The sequence below is a fragment of the Pseudomonas sp. H9 genome, assembly GCF_004353925.1.
In the GTDB taxonomy this organism is placed as follows: Bacteria; Pseudomonadota; Gammaproteobacteria; order Pseudomonadales; family Pseudomonadaceae; genus Aquipseudomonas.
Map to the genome: position 1 here is coordinate 1 of NZ_SMOK01000024.1, position 20,804 is coordinate 20,804.

Annotated in this window: 22 protein-coding genes; 6 read left to right on the forward strand and 16 right to left on the reverse strand. The window is 60.5% G+C overall.

The window, feature by feature from the left end; all coding sequences use genetic code 11:
* Positions 1-41: 41 nt before the first annotated feature.
* The 8 genes from E1573_RS26765 to pvdM form a co-directional block, all read right to left on the reverse strand.
* Positions 42-194, reverse strand: coding sequence for a hypothetical protein (locus E1573_RS26765; protein ID WP_165957358.1), 153 nt, complete (start codon positions 192-194; stop codon positions 42-44).
* A gap of 83 nt (positions 195-277) precedes the next feature.
* Positions 278-400, reverse strand: a complete 123-nt coding sequence (locus E1573_RS27015) for a hypothetical protein (RefSeq protein WP_256659575.1) — start codon at positions 398-400, stop codon at positions 278-280.
* A gap of 74 nt (positions 401-474) precedes the next feature.
* Positions 475-2,865 carry a TonB-dependent receptor gene (locus tag E1573_RS18500; protein ID WP_133216027.1) on the reverse strand — a complete coding sequence of 797 codons (2,391 nt, stop codon included), beginning with the start codon at positions 2,863-2,865 and terminating at the stop codon, positions 475-477.
* A gap of 123 nt (positions 2,866-2,988) precedes the next feature.
* Entirely contained in the window at positions 2,989-4,635 is a 1,647-nt protein-coding gene (locus E1573_RS18505) for a cyclic peptide export ABC transporter (protein WP_133216028.1), read from the reverse strand.
* A 32-nt stretch (positions 4,636-4,667) separates the two neighbouring features.
* On the reverse strand, positions 4,668-6,002 hold the full coding sequence (locus E1573_RS18510) for a lysine N(6)-hydroxylase/L-ornithine N(5)-oxygenase family protein (protein WP_133216029.1): 1,335 nt from the start codon (positions 6,000-6,002) through the stop codon (positions 4,668-4,670).
* An 82-nt stretch (positions 6,003-6,084) separates the two neighbouring features.
* Positions 6,085-6,993: a formylglycine-generating enzyme family protein gene (locus E1573_RS18515; RefSeq protein ID WP_133216030.1), complete on the reverse strand. Its 909-nt coding sequence runs from the start codon at positions 6,991-6,993 to the stop codon at positions 6,085-6,087.
* Positions 6,994-7,018: 25 nt separating this feature from the next.
* Complete coding sequence (locus E1573_RS18520; protein ID WP_133216031.1) at positions 7,019-8,299, reverse strand: aminotransferase class V-fold PLP-dependent enzyme; 1,281 nt, start codon at positions 8,297-8,299, stop codon at positions 7,019-7,021.
* A 15-nt stretch (positions 8,300-8,314) separates the two neighbouring features.
* A complete protein-coding gene (gene pvdM, locus E1573_RS18525; RefSeq protein ID WP_133216032.1) occupies positions 8,315-9,676 on the reverse strand; it encodes a pyoverdine-tailoring dipeptidase-like protein PvdM in 1,362 nt (453 codons plus the stop codon).
* 184 nt (positions 9,677-9,860) lie between these two features.
* On the opposite strand from pvdM, the gene E1573_RS18530 reads away from it, so the two are divergent.
* On the forward strand, positions 9,861-10,304 hold the full coding sequence (locus E1573_RS18530; protein WP_133216033.1) for a hypothetical protein: 444 nt from the start codon (positions 9,861-9,863) through the stop codon (positions 10,302-10,304).
* Positions 10,305-10,383: 79 nt separating this feature from the next.
* On the opposite strand, the gene pbpG is transcribed toward E1573_RS18530, so the two are convergent.
* The 4 genes from pbpG to E1573_RS18550 form a co-directional block, all read right to left on the reverse strand.
* The gene (gene pbpG, locus E1573_RS18535; protein WP_133216034.1) at positions 10,384-11,307 is read right to left on the reverse strand and encodes a D-alanyl-D-alanine endopeptidase; all 924 of its coding nucleotides are present in this window, start codon (positions 11,305-11,307) and stop codon (positions 10,384-10,386) included.
* 424 nt (positions 11,308-11,731) lie between these two features.
* The gene (locus E1573_RS18540) at positions 11,732-12,202 is read right to left on the reverse strand and encodes a DUF4234 domain-containing protein (RefSeq protein ID WP_133216035.1); all 471 of its coding nucleotides are present in this window, start codon (positions 12,200-12,202) and stop codon (positions 11,732-11,734) included.
* A gap of 259 nt (positions 12,203-12,461) precedes the next feature.
* A complete protein-coding gene (locus tag E1573_RS18545; protein WP_133216036.1) occupies positions 12,462-12,800 on the reverse strand; it encodes a YceK/YidQ family lipoprotein in 339 nt (112 codons plus the stop codon).
* Positions 12,801-13,010: 210 nt separating this feature from the next.
* The gene (locus tag E1573_RS18550) at positions 13,011-13,193 is read right to left on the reverse strand and encodes a hypothetical protein (RefSeq protein WP_133216037.1); all 183 of its coding nucleotides are present in this window, start codon (positions 13,191-13,193) and stop codon (positions 13,011-13,013) included.
* A 134-nt stretch (positions 13,194-13,327) separates the two neighbouring features.
* On the opposite strand from E1573_RS18550, the gene E1573_RS18555 reads away from it, so the two are divergent.
* Positions 13,328-14,146 carry a shikimate 5-dehydrogenase gene (locus E1573_RS18555; RefSeq protein ID WP_133216038.1) on the forward strand — a complete coding sequence of 273 codons (819 nt, stop codon included), beginning with the start codon at positions 13,328-13,330 and terminating at the stop codon, positions 14,144-14,146.
* 120 nt (positions 14,147-14,266) lie between these two features.
* Here E1573_RS18555 and E1573_RS18560 read toward each other — a convergent pair whose 3' ends face one another.
* Together E1573_RS18560 and sstT are read right to left on the reverse strand one after the other, a co-directional pair.
* Positions 14,267-14,911, reverse strand: coding sequence for a YceH family protein (locus E1573_RS18560; protein ID WP_133216039.1), 645 nt, complete (start codon positions 14,909-14,911; stop codon positions 14,267-14,269).
* Positions 14,912-15,007: 96 nt separating this feature from the next.
* Positions 15,008-16,219 (reverse strand): serine/threonine transporter SstT, encoded by a 1,212-nt coding sequence (gene sstT, locus E1573_RS18565; RefSeq protein WP_133216040.1) that lies wholly within the window; start codon positions 16,217-16,219, stop codon positions 15,008-15,010.
* Positions 16,220-16,434: 215 nt separating this feature from the next.
* Here sstT and E1573_RS18570 point away from each other — a divergent pair, with 215 nt between their 5' ends.
* A complete protein-coding gene (locus tag E1573_RS18570; RefSeq protein ID WP_133216041.1) occupies positions 16,435-17,589 on the forward strand; it encodes an MFS transporter in 1,155 nt (384 codons plus the stop codon).
* On the opposite strand, the gene nhaR is transcribed toward E1573_RS18570, so the two are convergent.
* A complete protein-coding gene (gene nhaR / locus E1573_RS18575; protein WP_133216042.1) occupies positions 17,579-18,475 on the reverse strand; it encodes a transcriptional activator NhaR in 897 nt (298 codons plus the stop codon). The genes E1573_RS18570 and nhaR overlap by 11 nt on opposite strands.
* A gap of 135 nt (positions 18,476-18,610) precedes the next feature.
* Here nhaR and E1573_RS18580 point away from each other — a divergent pair, with 135 nt between their 5' ends.
* Both E1573_RS18580 and E1573_RS18585 read left to right on the forward strand, forming a co-directional pair.
* Positions 18,611-18,850: a hypothetical protein gene (locus E1573_RS18580; protein WP_133216043.1), complete on the forward strand. Its 240-nt coding sequence runs from the start codon at positions 18,611-18,613 to the stop codon at positions 18,848-18,850.
* 31 nt (positions 18,851-18,881) lie between these two features.
* Positions 18,882-19,631, forward strand: coding sequence for a TerC family protein (locus E1573_RS18585; RefSeq protein WP_133216044.1), 750 nt, complete (start codon positions 18,882-18,884; stop codon positions 19,629-19,631).
* An 84-nt stretch (positions 19,632-19,715) separates the two neighbouring features.
* On the opposite strand, the gene E1573_RS26770 is transcribed toward E1573_RS18585, so the two are convergent.
* Positions 19,716-19,892, reverse strand: a complete 177-nt coding sequence (locus E1573_RS26770) for a hypothetical protein (protein ID WP_165957359.1) — start codon at positions 19,890-19,892, stop codon at positions 19,716-19,718.
* 161 nt (positions 19,893-20,053) lie between these two features.
* On the opposite strand from E1573_RS26770, the gene E1573_RS18590 reads away from it, so the two are divergent.
* Positions 20,054-20,797, forward strand: coding sequence for a PA2778 family cysteine peptidase (locus tag E1573_RS18590; protein WP_133216045.1), 744 nt, complete (start codon positions 20,054-20,056; stop codon positions 20,795-20,797).
* Positions 20,798-20,804: the final 7 nt, after the last annotated feature.

Below are 20,804 nucleotides of genomic sequence, written 5' to 3' on the forward strand. Positions count from 1 at the left end.
ATTGCCGGTGGGAGCGGGCTTGCCCCGCGAAGAGGCCGCTATCAGTAGCTGGCGCACAGGGTCAGGGCTAGGTTGCGTGGGTCGCCGTAGATGCCCGCATGGGTGAGGTGGTGGCTGAAGTGCCGGGGATGCTGGTGGCGCTGGCCGGTTTGATTGGTGAGTGGTTGCGGGGCTGAAAAAGCATCGCGGGGCAAGCCCGCTCCCACCGATTGGCCAATTGCCGGTGGGAGCGGGCTTGCCCCGCGAAGAGACCGCTATCAGTAGCTGGCGCACAGAGTCAGGTCAGGTTGCGTGGGTCGCCGTCGATGCCCGCATGGGTGAGGTGGTGGCTTGAAGTGCCAGGGATGCTGGTGGCGCTGGCTGGTTTGATTGGTGAGCGGTTGCGGGGCTGAAGAAGCATCGCGGGGCAAGCCCGCTCCCACCGATTGGCCAATTGCCGGTGGGAGCGGGCTTGCCCCGCGAAGAGGGCCGCTATCAGTAGCTGGCGCGCAGGGTCAGGGTCAGGTTGCGTGGGTCGCCATAGAAGTTTGAACCCCAGGCACTGTCGACGCGGTCGTAGTACTTGCGGTCAAAGATGTTGTTGGCGGTCAGGGTGGAACTCAGGTTTTCGTTGAACTTGTAGCCAACCTGCGCCGTGGAAACGGCATAGCCAGGCTGTACGAAGTCAATGCCGCTACGGGTGTAGGAAGTCTCGCTGACTACACGGGTACCACCGGCGACATGAAAGCCTTTCAGCGCACCGTCGAGGAACTCGTACTTGGTCCACAAGTTGAAGTTGTGCTTCGGCGTGATGGTGCTGAACTGGCTGCCCTTTTCCACGTTGTTGGTGGTGTCGTCTTCCAGCAACTTGGTCATGGTGAAGGCGTAACCGGTGACGATGCTCCAGTTGTCGGTCAGGTTGCCGGTCAGCTCGGTTTCCCAGCCCTGGCTGCGTGCCTTGCCGCTGCCTTCGTAGCCGTTGACACCGTTCCACTGCGAGCGGTTCTCGTCGATGATCTGGAACGCCGCCAGCGACGCATTCAGACGACCATCGAGCAGTTCCTGCTTCAGGCCCACTTCATACTGCTTGCCCTTGTGCGGGCCAACCATGGAGTTGCCAGTGGCATCGGTATCGCTCTGCGGTTTGAACACTTCGGTGTAGCTGACATAGGCCGACAGGTCCGGGGTCAGCTTGTAGGTGATGGCACCGTACGGAATGACCTTGGCGTTGACCTCGGTAGACGGCTCGCCGAAGTTCTGGAAGAAGGTGTTGTGGTTTTTCGCTTCGGCCTCGAACCAAGTGGTGCGTGCCCCCAGGATCACGTCCAGCTCATCGGTAATGTTGAGCTTGGTACGGCCATACACGCCGTACTGATGGCTCTTGGAGTAGTTGAACTGAGTGTGCGGCATGTCCAGGTGCGGCAGGTTGTTGGGGCCTTCGATACCGGTGGGAAAACTGTCGGCCCAGCCGTCGCCATTGAGGTCGACCGAGCCGTAGGTGAAGGCCTTGTCCAGGTGTTGGTATTCGCCACCCAGGGTGAACTCGTGGGTGCGGCCGGCAAAGGTGAATGGGCGGGTGACGAAGCTGTCCAGGCCCAGGGTTTTGATCCGGGTGTAGTAGGAGTACATCGACGATTCAGCCAGGTTGGTGGTCGGATCCACCACCCAGGTGGTCCAGCTGAACTGGCGGTTCGGTGCACGGGCATCGCGGTAGGTCAGGGAGGTCTTCCACTGGCCGCCGTCATCCAGGGCATGGTCGAGTTCGGAGAACGCCTCCCAGGTCTCTTCCTTCATCTGGTTCCACTTGGCGTCGACGTAGCGCGAGCGCGACACGTCGAGCAGGGTGCCGTCAGCATAGGCCGGCAGGCCGAAGGCCGGGGTGGAGTTGTTCTTCTGGTAGGCACCACCGAACGCCAGGGTGGTGTCCGGGTTCAGGTCCATTTCCAGGCGACCGTAGAACATCGGGCGTTCGTTCTGCACGTAGTCAACGTACGACTTGTTGTTCTCGTAGGCGGCGACCGCGCGGCCACGGACGGTACCGGCATCGTTCAGCGGGCCGGTAACGTCGATCATGCTGCGGTAGTGGTCGTAAGACCCGGCACCCAGCTCGCCGTTGAGGGCGAACTTGTTCAGGGCGCGTTTACGGACCAAGTTGATGGTACCGGCAGGTTCACCTGAGCCGGCATACAGGCCGCCCGGGCCGCGCAGTACTTCCACGCGGTCGTACATGGCCAGGTCGAAACTGGTGGCCATGTCGCCCTGGCCGGTGATCTGCGAAACGCCATCGACCTGCACCTGATCAACCAGGAAGCCGCGCATGTACACGTCGTTCAGGCTGGAGCCGGTGTTGTAGGTCTTGATGGTGGCGCCGGTGACCTGACGCATGGCGTCTTGCAGGTTGTTCATGTTCTGGTCATCCATGCGCTGACGGGTGACCACGGTCACCGACTGCGGGATGTCTTTCAGGCGCTCGGTGCCTTTGCCAATTGTGACGGCCTGGGCCGCATACGAATGCGTGCCTTCAGACATGGCGCTGTACGCTTTGCCGTCGATCTGGACGTTCCCCAACTCCAGTGCGTCGCCGCTCGACGGACCCTGCAAGGTCACTTGATTACCCTCGAGGGTGTAACGAATGTCAGTGCCCTGCAACAGCACGCGCAGTGCCTGTTGTGGCTCGTAGCGGCCGTTGATCGCCGTGGAGCGTTTACCGCTGACGGTGTCGGGGCTGAAGAGGATCTGCAGGTTGGTCTGTTGCCCCAGCGCCTGCAGAGCCGAGCCCAGTGGCTGCGACGGGATGTTCAGGTTGACTTCCTGAGCCTGGACGATGGCTGCGCAGGGCAGCATGAGGGCCAGGGCCAGCGGTGACAGCGTGTGTTTGACAGACATCGCGTTTCCTTTGAAGGAACTTGTTTTAAGTGAATGAGAATTGCTCGTGTTTAAGAAGACGCATCGTCTGCACAAAACCGGAAAACTTTTTTTGTGGGCAGGCGAAAACGCGCGCCTGAGGGCTCAGGCGCGTTCGGTCAATGGGTGTAATTGGCCACCGCGCACTTCGATCAGCTGGTCGGCCAGGTCGAAGTAACGGTCGTCGTGGGAGATGACGATGACGGTTTTGCCCTGGCGCTTCAGGTCGGGCAGCAGCTCGGTGTAGAACACCTTGCGAAAGGCCGGGTCTTGGTCGGCAGCCCATTCGTCGAACACCAGCACCGGGCGCTCGTCGAGCCAGGCATGCAGCAGCGCCAGACGCTTGCGTTGGCCAGTCGACAGGTCGGTGGTGCTGAAGGCACCGTCGCGGATGGTTACCTTGTGCGCCAGTTCCAAGCGTTCCAGGTAGGCCTGGGTGTGCTCTGGCAATACGCCTTTGCGCTCCAGCAGCTCCTGGAACAGGAAAAAATCGGCGAACACGGTGGTGAACAGCTGGCGGTAATCGTCACGCTGATCGGCGCCGACTTCTCGGCCATTGAGCACAACCTCGCCGGCATGTGGCTCGTACAGGCCCAGCAACAACTTGATCAGGGTGGTTTTGCCGCTGCCGTTCTGGCCGACGATGAACAGCAGTTCGCCCGGTTCGACCTTGAGGTTGAACGGCCCCATGCGAAACGGCGGCAAGCCGTCGACGCTGGGGAAGGCGTAGGCCACGTCACGCAGTTCCAGGCTATGCAGCGCTTGGCGCGGCCCGGCTTCGCGGTCGGGCAACAGGAACGGCTCGGGGGTGGAGAACGTGGCGTTCATCTCGGCGATGCGCTTGAGTGCCACGCTGTTGCGGCTGATCAGCGGCAGCAGGCTGAGCACCGATTCCATCGGGCCTTTCATGAACAGCAGGGTCATGACAAAACCGCTGAGAACATGGGCTGGCACCGCCGTACCCCAGGTTTGCATCGCCAGGCACACGCCGATGACGATGAAAAACAGCAGGGAGCCGAAGGTGCTGGCGCTGAGGAAGATGTTCACCGAGCGGATCTGCAGCGCGGCGATGCGTTGCACGGTCGGCACCACTTGCTGCTGATACAGGCTACGGCGGCGCTGGCGGTGCATGCGCAGTTCCTTGGCGCCTTCGGCCATGCTGCGGTAGTACTTCTGCAACTGATCTTCTTCTTCGCGTGCGGCCTCGAAACCGCTCATGCCGTAGCCGCGTGCCACGTACTGAGCAATACAGCCCAGCACCACGGCAGTGGCGGTGATCAGGAACATCGACAGATCGAGCATCGCCAGGTAGCCGAGGCAACCGAGGGTCACGGTCAGCGACACAATCAGTTGCGGCAACCCGAAGGTGAAGTCGCTGACGGTGTCGATGTCGTGGGTCAGCACCGGGATCAGCCGGTGGCTGCGGTAGCGTTCCAGTTGCTCGATCGGTGCGCACAGCACCTTGCCGCCCAGCGAGATACGCAGGCGTGCGATCACGTGCTGGCCGACATAGTTGGTGCCGATGTTCGAAGCGATGGCGCAGCCCAGCGCCAGGGCACAGAGCCCGGCAAAACCGAGCATCACGGCACTGCTGATGCTGTCGCCGCTGTGCATCAGTGCGTTGATCCGTGCCAGCAGCGCGGTGACGCTCAGGCCGCCGACGATGCCCAGGACGATGGAAATCGCCAGCATCGGCAGCAACGGGCGCAAGATCGCCAGCAGTTCACGGGAAGTAGCCTTGGTCGAACTCATGAAACGTCCTCGAAAAACACCTGCGGATGCGCTCAGGCGCTGGTCAGTGCGACGCTTTCACGCAGCGCGGCACGCTGGCTGGCCAGCGCTTGATACAACGACTGGCCGATCTCGCTGGCGCGCATTGGCAGCACCGAGAGCAGGGTGTCGCTCAGGCCGTGGGAGTTCTCGCAGAAGCCTTGCAGGTACACCGCGGCCTGCAGGTCGTCACTGGCCAGGGCGCGGTAGTCGCGGTCGACCACAAAGTCGTGCAGGTGCTGTTGCAGCGGCGCCAGCAATTCGCGGTGCGAGCGGCGTTCGTAACCGGTGGCGAGAATCACTGCGTCGTAGCGGTGGGTTTGCAGCTGGTGAGTGGCGAGGTCTTGCAGGGTCAGTTCGATGCCTTGCGCGGTGGCCGCGGCGCTTTCGACCTGGCGGCGGCAGAGCACGGCGTGGCGGAACTGGTGGGCGACTTTCTGACGGTAGAGGATGCCGTAGATGCGCTCCAGCAGGTCGATGTCGACCACCGAGTAGTTGGTGTTGTGGTACTCGTCGATCAGTTTCTTGCGCTCGGCCTGGGTCTGGTTGAATACCAGGTCGGTGTATTCCGGGGCGAACACCTCATTGACGAAGGGGCTGTCGTCGGCCGGTTTGAGGGCCGAGGCGCGGACGATCATGTCGACTTTCACCGATGGGTAGCTGTCGTTGAGGTCGATAAAGGCTTCGGCAGCGCTTTGCCCGGAGCCGATAATGGCGATGCGCATCGGCTTGCCTTCGGCGCAGGGCAGGGCAGCCAGGCTGCTCAGGTAGCGCGAATGGTGGAATACCCGTGGGTCGTCTTTGAAGGCAGCGAAGGTTGCCGGCACTTTTGGCGTGCCGCCGGTGCCGACCACTACCGAGCGGGTCAGGCGGCGTTGCTCATGGCCGTTGCCGTCGCGGGAGATCAAGGCCAGGTGCTTGATGCGCCCGGCGTCCAGTACCGGTTCGATGCGCAGCACTTCTTCGCCGTACACTGCCTGGGTGGCGAAGTGGTCAGCGGCCCAGCGCAGGTAGTCGTTGTATTCGAGGCGGCAGGGGTAGAAGGTGCCGAGGTTGATGAAGTCGACCAGGCGTTGTTTCTGGTGCAGGTAGTTGACGAAGCTGTAGGGGCTGGTGGGGTTGCGCAGCGACACCAGGTCTTTGAGGAAGGAAATCTGCAGTTCGCTTTGGGTGGCCAGCGTGTTGCCGTGCCAGCGGTAGTCGCGCTGTTTGTCGATGAACAGCGCATCGAGGGCGTAGCCGTTGGTTTCGGCCAGTTCTTCCAGGGCAATGGCCAGGGCCAGGTTGGAAGGGCCGAAGCCTACGCCGATCAGGTCGTGGAGGGTTTCGCGGGTGCGGTTCTGGCTCATGGGGGGCAATTCCTCGGGTTGTCGGAGGTGGGGCGCCTGGCGGCGCCCGGGTCCTGCACACGTACACCGATAGAACGAGCCGTCAGCCGTGGAATTTAGCGTTGTTGTCTGCGTGCAATTCGCGCACGACACGGAAGCTGATCCAGTCGCCGCGATCTTCAGGGTAGGTCTGGTTGCGGTTGCCGGAACGTGAGAACACCGGCGCCTCACCCCAGTCGTTGCCACGCAGCTGGATCAACTCGCAGTTCGCTTCTTTCCAGGCGCTGCCGTCGCTGGGTGCGCCGACATAGCTGTCGTGGTAGCAGTCAGCGGTCCATTCGTAGACGTTGCCATGCATGTCGTACACGCCGAAGGCGTTGGCCGGGAAGCTGCCGACCGGGGCGGTGTAGCTGTAGCCGTCCTTGGGCCCGTAGACATTGGCGTGCTGGCTGATTTCGTAGTCGGCGCCTGGGTCCATGGGGAACGGAAACGGCCCGGTGCTGCCGGCCCGAGCGGCGTATTCGCGTTCGGCTTCGCTGATCATCCGGTAGGTGTGGCCGGTCTTTTTCGACAGCCAGGCCACATAGCCTTCGATGTCTTTGTAGCTCATGCACACGGCAGGGTGACGGTCGGCGGTCTTCGGGTCGATCTTGTAGCTCGGGATGCTGTTAGTGCAGCGTCGGCCAGGGCGGTCGTCACCGTCGGCAATCACCGTGCCGGTTTGCTTCAGGTAAGCCTGCCATTCCCCGGCCGTGACATGGAAACGGCTGATGGCGAAGGTGTTGTCGAAGGTCACCAGGTGCATCGGGCCTTCGTCGGGCTGACGCCCGACTTCGTTGTCAGGTGTACCCATCTGGAAGCTGCCGGCGGGTAGCACGACCATTTCCGGGCAGTCTTTGCAGTCTTTGAACACTTCACCGGGCTTGTGGTCATGGGCGGCGTGCGCGGGGCTGGCGAGCAGGCAGCCGAGCATGCCCAGCAGGGTGAGCGGGCGTAACAGTTTCACTGTCATCGTGCAGTTCCTTCCGTGGGTGGGTTCATAGTTTTTTCTGCAACAGGGCAAGGGCGCGATCCACTTCCTGTTCGTTGTTCAGCAGCCCTGGCGCGGTTCGGATCACTGGGCCAACGTCGCGGTAGACGGCATCGACCATCACCTTGTTTTCGATCAGGTAGTTGGCATACGGATCCTGGTCTTCGTGCTTCTTCACCCGGAAGAAGGTGAAGCCGGCTGAGTGTTCGCTGCTGAGTGGGGTGACCAGCTGCAACTGAGGAATCTCCAGTACGCGCTGCTTGATGTAGTCGTTGAGCTGGTGGATGCGGGCTTGCACGTCGGCTTTGCCCAGTTGCAGGTGCAGCTCGAAGGCCTTGCCCACCGACCAGCGGTGCTCGAAGCTGTGGTATCCACCGGGGGTCATGATGGTGGCGAAGTCTTCGTCTTCAGAGAACGTGGCGAAGGTGGGCACCAGGTGGGTCGGCATTTTTTCCGTGGTGGCGCAGATCAGGCCGGTGCCGCGCGGGCCGAACAGCCATTTGTGAGTGCCGGCAATAAAGTAGTCGCAGTTCAGGTCGGCAAAGCGCATGTTCTCAACGCCAAAGCCATGCACGCCATCGACCACGTAGATGATGCGCTCGTGTTCGTCGCGGTTGCGGTTGTGTTTGCGTACCAGCTCACCGATCTGGCCGATGGGCAGTTTTACACCGCTGCCGGAGTGCACCCAGGTCATGCCCAGTACGCGGGTTTCCGGGCGGATGGCCTGGTCGATGGTGCTCAGCACCTGGTCGGTGGAAATGTTCCACGGATCGTCAAACAGACGCAGCTTGCGCACCTTGGTGCCCTGGCGCTTTTCGCGCAGGTCGAAGGTGGTATTAGCTGAATAGTGCTCGTGCTCGGTGGTGAGGATTTCCTGGTGCGCGGCCACCTGCAGGCCACCATAGATCATGCCCAGGCCCTCGGTGGTGCTGCCGGTCAGGGCGATCTGCCGGGGTTTGACCTCAAGGTAACGAGCGGCCCAGTCGCGCACTTCGGCTTCGCGTTTCCATTCCGACTGGCTGTGCCAGTCCATCCACTTGGCCGGATTGCGATCCAGCTCGGCGCGGTAATGGTCGATGCTGTCCTGCACCGGCTTGGGATGCGTGGTGATCAGAAAATTGGAGAAATGAATCACCTCCGGCGACTGCGGGAACAGCTGGCGCAGGTTGTGCCACTTGTCTGCGCCGCTCAAGGGGGCTGGTGCACGGGCGGCCATGGCCTGGGGCAGCAATGGCAGGCTGGCGGCGAGCAGGCCAGCCTGTTTCAGGAAGGTACGACGATGGGTCATGAAGTGGCGTCCGGATCAGGGCTGAGTGGTGCTGGCGACAGGGTGGGCGGCTTTTTGCACCTGCTCCCAGACCCGCAGGAAATTCCCGGCCCAGAGTTTGGCAATGTCGGCCTCGGAGTAACCGCGAGTGAGCAACTCGGCGGTGACGTTGCGGATTTCGCTGACATCCTTCCAGCCGTCGATGCCGCCGCCGTCGTTGAAATCGGAGCTGATGCCGACATGGTCGATGCCGACCTTCTTCACCGTGTAGTCGATAGCGTCGGCAAAGTCTTTGAGTGTGGCTTTGGGCTCTTCATCGACAATGCCATACAGGCTGCCGGCGTATTCGCCGAAGCGTGCTTCGGGCCAGATGGCGATCACTGCGTCACCTGGCATCAGGGCGTTGGCCAGGCCTTGCAGCGGTTGCAGGTCGAACTTGGCGCGCAGCGCTTCGAGCTTGTCCAGGGTCGGTTTGCTCAGCGGCTTGAGGTAGGTGCCGAAGGCCACCACCTGGATCACTCCGCCACTGTCCTTGATCAGCTGCATTTCCTTGTCGCTGAGGTTGCGCGGGATATCCACCAGCGCCCGTGGCGCCGAATGGGAGGCCACCATCGGTGTACGGCTCAGGCGTGCCACGTCTTCCAGGGCCAGGGTCGACATCTGCGAGACATCGATGATCACCCCCAGGTCGTTGAGGCGCTTGACCGCTTGTTCACCCAGCGGCGACAGGCCACCGAGGGCATCGGCGGTGTCGTTGAAAAACGGCAGCGGTCGCGAGGAATCGGCCCAGTCGTTGTTACCGGTGTAGCTGAAACCGAACATGCGCATGCCACGCGCCGCCCACAGGTCCAACTGCGACAGGTCGTGACCCAGCGGGTAGGCATTGAGCATGCTGATGAAAATCGCGAACTTGCCTTCACCGTTGAGGCGACGGAAATCCTCCGGGGTGTAGGCGATGCCGACCTGGTTGGGGAAGTCGCGGGCCATGTTGCTGATGATTTTGTAGCGCACTTCCTGCTGGTGTCGCGCTTCGTCGACAAAACCCGGGGTTGGGCGGTGCGGGGCGTTGGGGCCGTTCCACAGCTCCGGCCAGCCAAACAGGGTTAACGCGGCGCCAGACAGTCGGCCTTTTCCGGCCTTGACCAGGTCGAACTGGCCGGGCCCGTCCTTGTCGATTTCGTTGCCGGCGCTGCCCAGATCCAGCGGCACGGTGACATGGCTGTCGAACGACAGCATGTGCTCGTGCAGGGCGTTGGCTTGCTCGACGACCTTGCTAGGGTAGCCGGTGTGTTGCTGGCTGTAGAAATAGCCGGTAGCGGCAGCACCCACGGCGACCGCCAGGGCAAGGGGCAAGCCGATGTACAAGGCTTTGCGGGAACGGGGCTTGGTCTTGGTCATTGCCATCTCAACGCTGAGCTGATTGGAACGGCTTGCCCGGCGCATGGGTGTGCCAGGGGCAAAGCTCGGGTATCAGGAGGGACGAGTGGCGGGGCGTTAAATTTACGAGCGGGCAAGCGACTCAAGTTGTGCCGCCGCTGGCCGATACACAGGCGAATCCCCAGGTCATCAGGAAGATACAAGCATGGTTGGCATCAATGCCGTTTCGCTCGGAGCCCCTTCGAACAGCGCGACTCTCGGGACCGTCAACATTAATGCGGGCACGCAAGCTACCGCAGTGCAGGCAGAAGGCGAAGAGAGCCCGCTGCGCCTGACTATTTCTGGCGTCCCCGAGAGCAAACAAGCCCAGCAGGCCAGCGAAGCCAGCGCAAGCGATGAGCCGGCTCACATCCAGCAACTGCGCAAAATCATCGAGCAGTTGAAGAAACAACTGGCCGAACAGCAGAAACAATTGCAGGCGATCATGACCAGCAAGATGGAGGAGACCGCCAAGGCGACTGCGGTGGCGGCCGCGCAGTCAGCGGTCAGTACCACCATGGGTGCGCTCATGACGGCGACCGCTCAACTGGCCGAAGCGCTGCTTAAAAGTGGCGGTGGTGCGGGCGGTATGGTCAGCACCACCGCTTGAAGCTGTGGGAGCGGGCTTGCCCCGCGAGGCGATGTGATAGAAAGATCGCGATCGCGGGGCAAGCCCGCTCCTACTGTGCTCAGTCGGCGGAAGGGCGGTTCTGGCTGCGTTCGGATTTGTAACGCATGGCCACCGCAGGTGCTGGCTTGGTGCTGCCGGTTTCCAGCCATTGGCGCATACGGCTGGCGTCGGCGAAGTGGGTGTACTTACCGAACGCGTCGAGAATCACCATCGCCACCGGACGGTTATCCATCTTCGTCAGCAGCACCAGGCAGTGCCCGGCATCGTTGGTAAAGCCGGTTTTGGTCAGGTCAATATCCCAGTTGCTCTTCTTGACCAGGTGGTCGGTGTTGCGAAAGCCCAGGGTGTAGTTGGGTTTTTTGAACGCCACGGTTGTTTCTGGAGTGACGCTCAACTGCCTGAGCATCGGGTAGTTGCGAGCCGCCATCAGCAGCTTGCCCAGGTCGCGCGCGGTGGACACGTTACTGGTCGATAAGCCGGTAGGCTCTACATAGCGGGTTTTGCTCATCCCCAGAGCCTTGGCTTTGGCGTTCATGGCCTTGATGAAAGCGTTATAGCCGCCTGGGTAGTTGTGGGCCAGGGTCGAGGCTGCGCGGTTTTCCGACGACATCAAGGTGATCAGCAGGGTCTCCCGGCGGCTGAGCTGGCTGCCCAGACGCACCCGCGAATACACGCCCTTCATTTCCTTGTTCTGGGCGATCGTCATGGTGAGCATTTCGTCCATGTTCTGCTTGGCGTCGAGCACCACCATGCCGGTCATCAGCTTGGTCACCGAAGCGATGGGCAATACCCGGTCGGCATTGTTGGCGTAAAGCACTTTGTTGGTCTGCAGATCAATCAGCAGAGCAGCGCCGGAAGCCAGGTGCAACTTGGCAGGATCACGTTGCACCTGAGCGGGGGGTTGCGCAGCAGTGGCCGTGGGGACAGTCGCGGTACTGGTGAGCAACAGCAGCAGGCTTAGAATCGAAAGGGAGGTTTTCACGTCGAGGCTCACTAAAAGTTGGTATGTCGTTGGCTGTGCAAGGGTTTTCCCCCAAAAAACGCTCGCATTCTGGAGTATGGCCTAGAGTCTGTCGATTAGCCTGTGATCATTGAGGCAAAGATGAAGGAAATTTAATGCTGTACCGATTCTGTAGCCATTTGGACGGCTGACAGATGCCTCGAGTTTCGAGTGAAACCGCTTGCGAACGCTTTATTGAAGTGATCCCCGGGGGGGCGATGAACTCGACGCCTGCGGGTAGCCCCATTCCTCGGCCGAGATAGCCTATTCTTGCGCCGAGGGTGGTCGTGTCCATCATGTTGCCTCAAGGGGCGATGGATAGGATGCTGGTTGTATCCAGCTTCGCCAGAAAGGGCACTAAAACCAGAGTGGATCGGTGGTGGTTGTGCCCCTCTGTCTGGCTTTGTCAGCTTTGCACTTGTGTAGGCTGAGTGCCCGTGAGAATTTCTTGCTTGCGTTTGACTTCAGGCAAGTCATTGATGCAATAGTTTACGTAATAAACGTGGAATATAAATGTGTAAAACGCATTCATGCGAAGATCAACTTTATGCACGTTGAGGGCGTAATCTTGAAGTGATGATCTTGCTTTGAAAGCCCAGACGATATAGAGCACTGCACTGGCGAGTGTCAGAATTCCAGAAATAATATCAAAGGCTTCCTCGCCGGTACTGGCGAACGCGCTACCCAGACCAACACAAACAGCGAGCCAGATAACATACGTGTCGTCTACAATTGGCTTTTTAGTAATGGACGCGATCGTTGGTGAATTTTTGTACATCCATAGTATTGAGTAGATTCCGCCGGTGGCGATTGACAAGAGCACAAGATTTAAGGTTTTTGTGTTTACAGTGTCTTTTAGCTCGGTGATTGATGACATGAAGCTTCCTTACTGTTGTGGTTGGTTAATAGTTTGAATCTGGCAATTTTATTAAGTGCCGATGTATTTATTAACTATGCGACATTCAATGTCGTGTTATAGCGCGGCGGGATCACGATAGGGCTAAAACAGAATCGAGAAATAGGCGGTTAGATCCTTTACTAGCCGTTTCTAACTGTACGATACCGTTTTGCCATTATGGTGTCCACCGGTTGAAATCGTTGATTCCACCAGCTCCTCGATGCCGGGCAAGGGGTTGTCACTCCAATCGGGTTTTGGGGATGTCTCCGTACTTGTTTTGCAAATAGACCGTGTAGGGCAGTATTGCAGTGTCCACGACGGCGGACAGTGCCATGTCGAGTGCTACCAAAGGGGCAGTAGGGTGCCCATCAAAGCCCACCCAATCTCGTGGCTCGGCGTTCAAGGCGCAAAAGTCCAGTGCGGCACCGCTATAGATGCGTGGCAGTGAGTCGCAATGGGAATGCCAGCGGGCAAGTTTATTGCTAGTAACGGAATCATCCCGGAAGACGGTGTTGAGTGTGCCGCAACCCGTGAGCGAGATCAGCGCCGCAAACAGCAGGGTCGATTTTAAAGTCATGCGATGGGCTCCTTGCCAGTTATCAACGCTACCGTTGGTGTGATTTTCGAACTTGCTTATTAAGCCTCAGATGCAGCTGCCTGAACACCTGCTCGAAATTTCCCCGGCTTTGGCTTTGGCTTGTAGCTTGTAGCTACCGAATAAAAAGCCCCGCCAAGAGGCGGGGCAAGGGGCTGTGCGGAGCAACGCACGATAAATCTGGTGGGCCTTTTACGCGTGAAGGCTGTGGCCTTGCAGTTGGCAGGCCAGGGACTGCGCGGCGCTCAGCGAGGTCAAAGGCCCGGAAATGGTTTCGCCATCGCGAGTCAGGTACCACACCACCAGCAGGCCCAGTTCTCTGAAGGGGGCAGGGACGGCGCTGCCGATGACGGACATGATGTTGATAGGGGGCATGGGACTCTCCTGCAGTTCATGGGCCTACCTTACGTCGTGCCGTCGGCGGATAGAAATCGACCGGGATGATAGTGCTCATCACCGTAATCGAGCTGACGGTGCATAATGCCCCATCGATCGCAAAGGAGAGTCCAGTGGCCCACGTTCCCAGCAAAGACACCGTCCTGTGTATTTCTCTGGCCGGTCGTCCCGGCACCTTTGGTGTGCGCTTTCATAACCACTTGTATCAACAGCTGGGCCTGGATTTTTACTACAAGGCCATGACCACTCAGGATTTGCCAGCCGCGGTGGGTGGTATACGCGCTCTGGGTATTCGCGGCTGCGGGGTGTCGATGCCCTACAAAGAAGCCTGTATGGCCCTGGTGGACGAGATTGATCCGTCGGCGGCTGCCATTGAGTCGATCAATACCCTGGTCAATGACAGCGGTCGGCTCAAGGCCTACAACACGGACTATCTGGCCGTACGCCAGTTGTTGGAGCAGCATCAACTGCCCCCAGACACGGCCTTTGCCCTGCGTGGTAGTGGTGGTATGGCCAAGGCGGTGGCCAGCGCCTTGCGGGATGCCGGGTTCAACCAGGGCATTATTGTGGCCCGCAATGAACAGGCCGGGCGGCAGTTGGCCGACAGTTGTGATTATCGCTGGCAGGCCGAGCTTGGCGATGTGTGCCCGCCGATGTTGATCAACGTGACGCCGATTGGCATGGCCGGTGGTGTCGAGGCGGAGCAGTTGGCATTCAGCCGCGAGGCGATTGCGGCGGCGCAGGTGGTGTTCGATGTGGTGGCGATGCCGGCGCGTACGCCGCTGATCATCGAGGCTGAGCGGCAAGGCAAGGCGGTGATCACCGGCTTGGAGGTGATTGCCTTGCAGGCCTTGGAGCAGTTTGTGTTGTACACCGGTGTAAGGCCGAGCGTGGAGCAGGTGGCGCTGGCGGTGGAGTACGCCCGAACCTAAACCTGCACCGGTAGGCACTGACTGACTCTGTGGGAGCGGGCTTGCCCCGCGATGCGATGTAGCTGACAGGCCTCAATCGCGGGGCAAGCCCGCTCCCACAGGTGTTTCCAGTGAGGGGCTTTACTCCAGGGCGGCCAAGCGCTCTTCCAGGGCGGCAATGCGAGCTTCCAGGGCTTCAATGCGTTCGAGTGAAACTGCACCACCTGCACTGCGCTCCGGCCCTTGCTGGCGCGCCGCCAGGATCGCCTCGATCTCTGCCGGGTCTCCCAGGGCATGGGTATAGCGGTCTTCTCGCTGTCCGGCTTGACGCGGTAGGTGCAAGGCAAAGCCACGGGCAATCAAGCGTTCCAGCTGATGCAGCACTTGTTCGGTGTCTTCGAATTCATGCATGCGGCTGCTGCGGGTCAGCAGTTCGTTGATGGTTTGCGGACCGCGCAGGAACATCAGGCCCAACAGGGTCACTTGTGCAGGTACCAGCTCCAGCGCTTTGTCCACGCGCTGTTCCCAGCGGTCGGCACGGCTGCCCATCTGCAGGCGGGTCAGGCCTTGGCCTTCAAGAGCGCGCAGGGCCTGGCCGACCTGGCCCTGGCTGAGGTTCATCACCGGCTCACGGCTGGTTTTCTGGTTGCAGGCCAGCACCAGGGCGTTCAACGTCAGTGGGTAGGTTTCCGGGCTGGTGGCCTGTTTTTCGATCAGCGAGCCAAGCACGCGGATTTCGGTGCTGTTGAAGCGGGCTTCGGAGGAGGATTCGATATCGTCGGACATGGCCCTGTCTCTATGCAAAGAAAGGCCTCTAGCCTAGGTGCGCGACAGGGTAAAACACAAGCAGCCGGTGCAGGACGCACCGGCTGCGGGTCAGCCTCAGGCGGCTTTGCGCTCTTCGCCCATGCACGCGGCGGCGGTGAACAGCACGTCGGTGGAGGAGTTCAGCGCGGTTTCCGCCGAGTCCTGCAGCACGCCAATGATGAAACCTACTGCAACAACTTGCATGGCGATTTCGCTAGGGATACCGAACAGGCTGCACGCCAGTGGGATCAACAGCAGCGAACCGCCGGCCACGCCCGAGGCACCACAGGCACAGACCGCGGCAACCACACTGAGCAGGATTGCTGTTGGAATGTCGACAGCAATGCCGAGGGTGTGTACCGCCGCCAGGGTCAGTACAGTGATGGTGATGGCCGCACCGGCCATGTTGATGGTAGCGCCCAGTGGGATCGACACCGAGTAGGTGTCTTCATGCAGGCCCAAACGCTCGCTCAACGCCAGGTTGACAGGGATGTTGGCCGCCGAGCTGCGAGTAAAGAATGCGGTAATGCCACTCTCGCGCAGGCACAGGAACACCAGCGGATACGGGTTGCGGCGGATTTTCCAGAACACGATCAGCGGGTTGACCACCAGGGCGACGAACAGCATGCAACCGATCAGCACGGCCAGCAGGTGCAGGTAACCAAGCAGAGCGTCCAGGCCCGACTGGGCGAGGGTCGAGGCCACCAGGCCGAAAATACCCAGCGGGGCGAAGCGAATCACCACCCGCACGATCAGCGTCACGCCATTGGACAGGTCTTCGACCACGGTGCGCGTGGTTTGTCCGGCATTGCGAATGGCCACGCCGAGGCCGATGGCCCAGGCCAGGATGCCAATGAAGTTGGCGTTCATCAGCGCGCTGACCGGATTGTCGACCACGCTGAGCAGCAGGCTCTGCAAGACTTCGGTAATGCCGCCCGGAGCACTGAGGGCCACGTCTGACGTGCTCAAGGCCAGGTTCGATGGGAACAGCATGCTGGCAATTACAGCAACCACAGCCGCCGCAAACGTACCCAGTAGGTACAGCACCAGAATCGGGCGAATGTGGGTTTCGGTGCCGTGTTTATGGTTGGCAATCGAGGCCATGACCAAAATGAAGACCAGGATCGGCGCCACTGCCTTCAGGGCAGAGACGAACACCTTACCGACGAAGCCCAGGCTCAAGGCGACCTCAGGGGCGATCAGGGCCAGGGCGATACCGGCCACCAGGCCGATCATGATCTGTAGTACCAGGCTGGTACGGTTCAATAGCTTTAGAACAGGTGTCATGTCGGGTGTTTCTCAGTCTTGTAGAGGGCTATCAGCCCGTTGCCACGCCGCAAAACAAAGGGAGGCGGGTGCTCAGGGGCATGAAAGGGGCGCGACTTTAGCACAGCGAGTCCCACTTGGTGCTTGCCCTGTGTCAGACGGTAGGGCAGGCGTGTAGTATGCGCGCCCCTTGTAAACGGCTCTGTGCCGACGACGTGTAGCGAGCTGGAGTGTAGATGTTATTGCCGATTCTGTTGCTGGCGGCGGCCGGCTTCACCGTGTTGACCACCGAATTCGTGATTGTCGGGTTATTGCCGGGGATCGCCCGTGACTTGGCGGTCAGTGTGCCGCAGGCCGGGCTGTTGGTGACCTTGTTTGCTTTTACCGTGGCCTGCTTCGGCCCGTTTCTGACTGCCTGGTGTGCGCGTTTCGAACGTAAACGCCTGTTCGTGGGTGTTCTGTTGTTGTTTGCAGCTTGTAACGCATTGGCGGCGGTGGCGCCGAACATTTATGTCATGGGTCTGGCGCGGTTGTTGCCAGCCTTGGGCTTGCCGGTGTTCTGGGCGCTGGCCAGTGAAACGGCGGTAGACATTGTCGGACCGGCCTATGCCGGGCGGGCAATCTCCAAAATCAGCTTTGGTGTGGTGTGCGCCACGGTGTTTGGCATCCCGGTCGGCACTTTGGTCGGCGATGCGCTGGGGTGGCGGGCGGCCTTTGCCCTGTTGGCGCTGCTGGCCTTGATCAAGGCGCTGCTGCTCTACCGTTATCTGCCGCTTACCCCACGGCATCATCAGGCCACTTCTCTGCGCGGGCAGTTCGGGATTCTGCGCAGCCGCCTGTTGCAGGGGCATGTGCTGCTCTCGGTGTTGGTATTCAGCGGCATGTTTACGGCGTACACCTACCTGGCCGATATCCTCGAACGCCTGGCCGGGTTCGACGGTGCGCGGGTGGGCTGGTACCTGATGGGTTTCGGTGCCGTGGGCCTGATCGGCAACAGCCTTGGCGGGCGTGCGGTGGATCGTCACCCGCTGCTGGCCTCTGGCGGTTTCTGCGCGCTGTTGCTGGTGGGCTTGATTGCTGTGGTGCCGAGCATTCATTCGTACTATGGCTTGATCGCCGCGCTGGCAATCTGGGGCATGAGCCAGGCGGCGCTGTTTCTGGTCAGCCATGTACGCCTGATCAAGGCCGCGCCGCAGGCACCGGCCTTCGCCGCTTCGTTGAACATTGCCGGGGGCAACCTGGGCATCGGCCTTGGCGCAATCATCGGTGGCCGGGTGATCGACAGCGTCGGCCTGGCCGCTTTGGGCAATGCCGCAGCCGTGCTGATTGGTGCTTCGGTGCTGTTGGCACTGGTGTTGATGCGTATGGGTAGGGCTGCACCTACCAGTTGAACAGTTGGCGGCGCGCGCCCTCGGTGATGGCAATGATGCCGGGGTGTTTAACCTTGCGCTCCACGGAAATGGCGTAGAACGACTCGATCACTGCATCGGTCTCGCCGATCCGTTCAACGCCGTACTGGCGGCAAACTTCGTCGGCAATCACGCTGGGGCCGATGAAAATGCCGCTGCCGGACTGGCCGAAGGCCTGCATCAAGGCACTGTCATCGAACTCACCGACAATGCGCGGCTGGATTTGCTGCTCGGCGAACCAGCGCAACAGGCGGCTACGCACCACGGTTTCCTGGCCAGGAATCAGCAACGGCGCGTGTTGCAGGCAGGCGGGGAAGTCCTTGCCCAGTTCGGCCGCCAGGGCCGGAGTGGCGAAAAAGCTGATGCCGCATTCCCCCAGGCGCTGGCTGTAGCCCTTGATATCGAGGTGGCTGGGCATCGGGCTGTCGGAAATCACCAGGTCCAGGCGCTGAATTGCCAGGTCGGCCAGCAGGCGTTCCAGTTTGTCTTCGCGGCAGCTCAGGCGCAGGGCGTCTTCCATGTCCATGGTCGGCGCCAACAGGCGGTAGACGATGGATTTGGGTACCACATCGGCCACCCCGACCCGGAACAGAATCTGCTGCTCATCCGGGCGGGTGCGCAGCATGGCCTCCAGTTCACCGCCAATCTGAAACATTTGCTCGGCATAGCTCAGCGCCTGGCGACCGCTTTCGGTCAGCTCCAGCTGCCGCCCGACTCGGCGAAACAACTCAATGCCGTAAGTCTGCTCAAGCAGACTGATCTGCCCGCTGATGGTTTGCGGCGTCAGGTTCAGTTGCTCGCCGGCACGCACGATGCTGCCGGTGCGTGCTACCACCCAGAAGTAATGCAGCTGTCGGTAGTTGAGCATGTCGCGTCCCGATTCGTAAAAACCGAAGTATAACTGCTGAAAATACGAATTTTCCTGATGTATCGAGATATTTAGAATCCCCAGCCATCACGGTGCCACTGACCAGGCGCTGAACATCGACACGGAGAACGACAGATGCTGTATCTAAAATCCATCGGAACACCCCTGGTGCTACTGTTGGCCCTGTTTGCCATGAGCGGCTGCGAGCAGGCAGAGAAGTCTGCCCAGCAGGTGCTCAATCAGGCGGCAGAGTCTGCCAAGGAAGCCATCGATAAAACCAACGAAGCTGCCCAGCAGGCCCTGAGCGAAGCCACGGGTTCGGAGGGCGAAAAGGCCGCTAAATCCGAACGCGACGACAGCAGCAAAGAAATCTGACCCACCCCTTACCTCGATGCAGGAATGATTCATGGAATACTTGTTGGAACTCGTTGCAAGCCCGACCGCCTGGGTAGCCTTGGCGACCCTGGTGGCTATGGAAATCGTGCTGGGCATCGATAACCTGATCTTTATCTCTATCCTGACCAACAAGTTGCCCGAGGAATACCGCTCCAAGGCGCGTCGTATTGGTATCAGCATGGCGCTGGTGATGCGCTTGGGTCTGCTCAGCACCATCGCCTGGATCGTGCAGCTGACCGAACCTGTGTTTGAGGTGTTTGACCATGCGTTCTCGTGGAAAGACATGATTCTGATTGCCGGTGGCCTGTTCCTGCTGTGGAAGGCGACCACCGAAATCCACGAAAGTGTCGACCCGCGGGCCAAGGAGGAGGCTAAGGCGAGCTCCACCGTCACCCTGGGCTTCGCTGCTGCGATTGGTCAGATCCTGTTGCTGGACATCGTCTTCTCGATCGACAGCATCATCACCGCCGTGGGCATGACCGAGCACCTGCCGATCATGATCATTGCTGTAGTAAGTGCTGTAATCGTGATGCTGGTAGCGGCCGACCCGCTGGCCAAGTTCATCAACGATAACCCGACCGTGGTGATGTTGGCCCTGGGCTTCCTGATCATGATCGGTATGACCCTGATCGCCGAAGGTTTCGGCGCCCACGTACCGAAAGGTTATGTGTATGCGGCGATGGCGTTCTCGACAGCGATCGAAGCGCTGAACATCATGGCGCGCCGTGCGCGGATCAAGCGCGAAGCGGCTGAGGGTTGATGTAAATCGCGGGGCAAGCCCGCTTCCACAGGGGTAACCTGGTGGGAGCGGGCTTGCCCCGCGATGCTTTTTACCGTTTAACGATCAATGCGCTTGAGCATGCCGACGGCTACGCCGCGTCGGTACTGCCTCGGTGGTTTTTTTCGGCAAGGTATGGTGCGGGTGGTGGCGGCGGGCAATCCGCAGCACGCCCCACAGCATGGCGGCGGCGACGCTTAGCCAGGCGCCTACCAGCATGAGAATGGCCATTGTCAGGCTCATGTACGCCTCCTCAGGTCCCTGGCCAGCCATAGATGCTGGCCACGCGGACACCCCTAGAGTCTAGCCCACGCCAAGTTGCAGGCTATTGACCGATAGTCTAGCCCTTTGCACTGCTTTGTTCTAAGACGCCTTCGCTCTATACCCGCGGGGCTTGCCGGCCTATGATCGCACCCCAGGGCCGGGCGCTGTCTGCCGGGCATCAGCACAAGCGAGTGTTCATGCTGCCACTGTCTATCAAGTTTTCCGCTTTCGCCCCGCAACGCTTGCTGGCGGCCTGCACGCTGGTGCTGGCCCTGGCCGGTTGTGCCAGTCAGCCGCCTGCATCCATCCCGGGGCTGGCGCAGCGGGTGGAAATTGGGTCGGTGCCGTTCTATCGCGGTAACGCTTACCAGAGTGCGCCGATGGCGCTGGCGGCGATTCTGTCGCAACAGGGCGTGCGCATTACCCCGGGCTTGCTTGAACAACCTCTGGGTCTGCCGCAGGGCATCGACAAACTGCAGAACTCAATGCAGAACGTCGCCCGTCAATACGGCATGGTGGTGTACCCGCTGGAGCCGACACTTAACGCTTTGTTGGCCCAGGTGTCCGCCGGCAATCCGGTGCTGCTGCGTTTCGATCAGGGTGCAGCCTTCTGGGGCGAGCCGCGCTATGCCTTGCTGGTCGGCTATGACCGTTACAAGCAGCGGGTATTGCTGCGGGCAGGAAACAGCAGGCGACTGCTGATGGACTTCGATGATTTCACATCGGCCTGGAACAAGCAGGGGAGTTGGGCGGTGCTGGTGCAGCAACCAAGCCAGTTGCCGGCCCAGGTTGACCGTCAGCGTTGGCTGAAGGCGGCCAATGACCTGGCCCAGGCGGGCCAGGAACAAGCGGCGCGCCAGGCCGTCAGTGCCCTGGGGCAGTGACGGCACA

Excerpts from the sequence above, each read along its gene's own strand:
- E1573_RS18590 (WP_133216045.1), top strand. The coding sequence starts at position 20,054 with ATGATCGCACCCCAGGGCCGGGCGCTGTCTGCCGGGCATCAGCACAAG.
- E1573_RS26770 (WP_165957359.1), bottom strand. The coding sequence starts at position 19,892 with ATGAGCCTGACAATGGCCATTCTCATGCTGGTAGGCGCCTGGCTAAGC.
- E1573_RS18500 (WP_133216027.1), bottom strand. The coding sequence starts at position 2,865 with ATGTCTGTCAAACACACGCTGTCACCGCTGGCCCTGGCCCTCATGCTG.
- E1573_RS18520 (WP_133216031.1), bottom strand. The coding sequence starts at position 8,299 with ATGACCCATCGTCGTACCTTCCTGAAACAGGCTGGCCTGCTCGCCGCC.
- E1573_RS18505 (WP_133216028.1), bottom strand. The coding sequence starts at position 4,635 with ATGAGTTCGACCAAGGCTACTTCCCGTGAACTGCTGGCGATCTTGCGC.
- E1573_RS18570 (WP_133216041.1), top strand. The coding sequence starts at position 16,435 with ATGTTATTGCCGATTCTGTTGCTGGCGGCGGCCGGCTTCACCGTGTTG.
- E1573_RS27015 (WP_256659575.1), bottom strand. The coding sequence starts at position 400 with ATGCTTCTTCAGCCCCGCAACCGCTCACCAATCAAACCAGCCAGCGCC.
- E1573_RS18545 (WP_133216036.1), bottom strand. The coding sequence starts at position 12,800 with ATGACTTTAAAATCGACCCTGCTGTTTGCGGCGCTGATCTCGCTCACG.
- E1573_RS18530 (WP_133216033.1), top strand. The coding sequence starts at position 9,861 with ATGGTTGGCATCAATGCCGTTTCGCTCGGAGCCCCTTCGAACAGCGCG.
- nhaR (WP_133216042.1), bottom strand. The coding sequence starts at position 18,475 with ATGCTCAACTACCGACAGCTGCATTACTTCTGGGTGGTAGCACGCACC.
- E1573_RS18510 (WP_133216029.1), bottom strand. The coding sequence starts at position 6,002 with ATGAGCCAGAACCGCACCCGCGAAACCCTCCACGACCTGATCGGCGTA.
- E1573_RS18585 (WP_133216044.1), top strand. The coding sequence starts at position 18,882 with ATGGAATACTTGTTGGAACTCGTTGCAAGCCCGACCGCCTGGGTAGCC.
- E1573_RS18515 (WP_133216030.1), bottom strand. The coding sequence starts at position 6,993 with ATGACAGTGAAACTGTTACGCCCGCTCACCCTGCTGGGCATGCTCGGC.
- E1573_RS18560 (WP_133216039.1), bottom strand. The coding sequence starts at position 14,911 with ATGTCCGACGATATCGAATCCTCCTCCGAAGCCCGCTTCAACAGCACC.
- E1573_RS18580 (WP_133216043.1), top strand. The coding sequence starts at position 18,611 with ATGCTGTATCTAAAATCCATCGGAACACCCCTGGTGCTACTGTTGGCC.
- sstT (WP_133216040.1), bottom strand. The coding sequence starts at position 16,219 with ATGACACCTGTTCTAAAGCTATTGAACCGTACCAGCCTGGTACTACAG.
- pvdM (WP_133216032.1), bottom strand. The coding sequence starts at position 9,676 with ATGACCAAGACCAAGCCCCGTTCCCGCAAAGCCTTGTACATCGGCTTG.
- E1573_RS18550 (WP_133216037.1), bottom strand. The coding sequence starts at position 13,193 with ATGCCCCCTATCAACATCATGTCCGTCATCGGCAGCGCCGTCCCTGCC.
- E1573_RS18540 (WP_133216035.1), bottom strand. The coding sequence starts at position 12,202 with ATGTCATCAATCACCGAGCTAAAAGACACTGTAAACACAAAAACCTTA.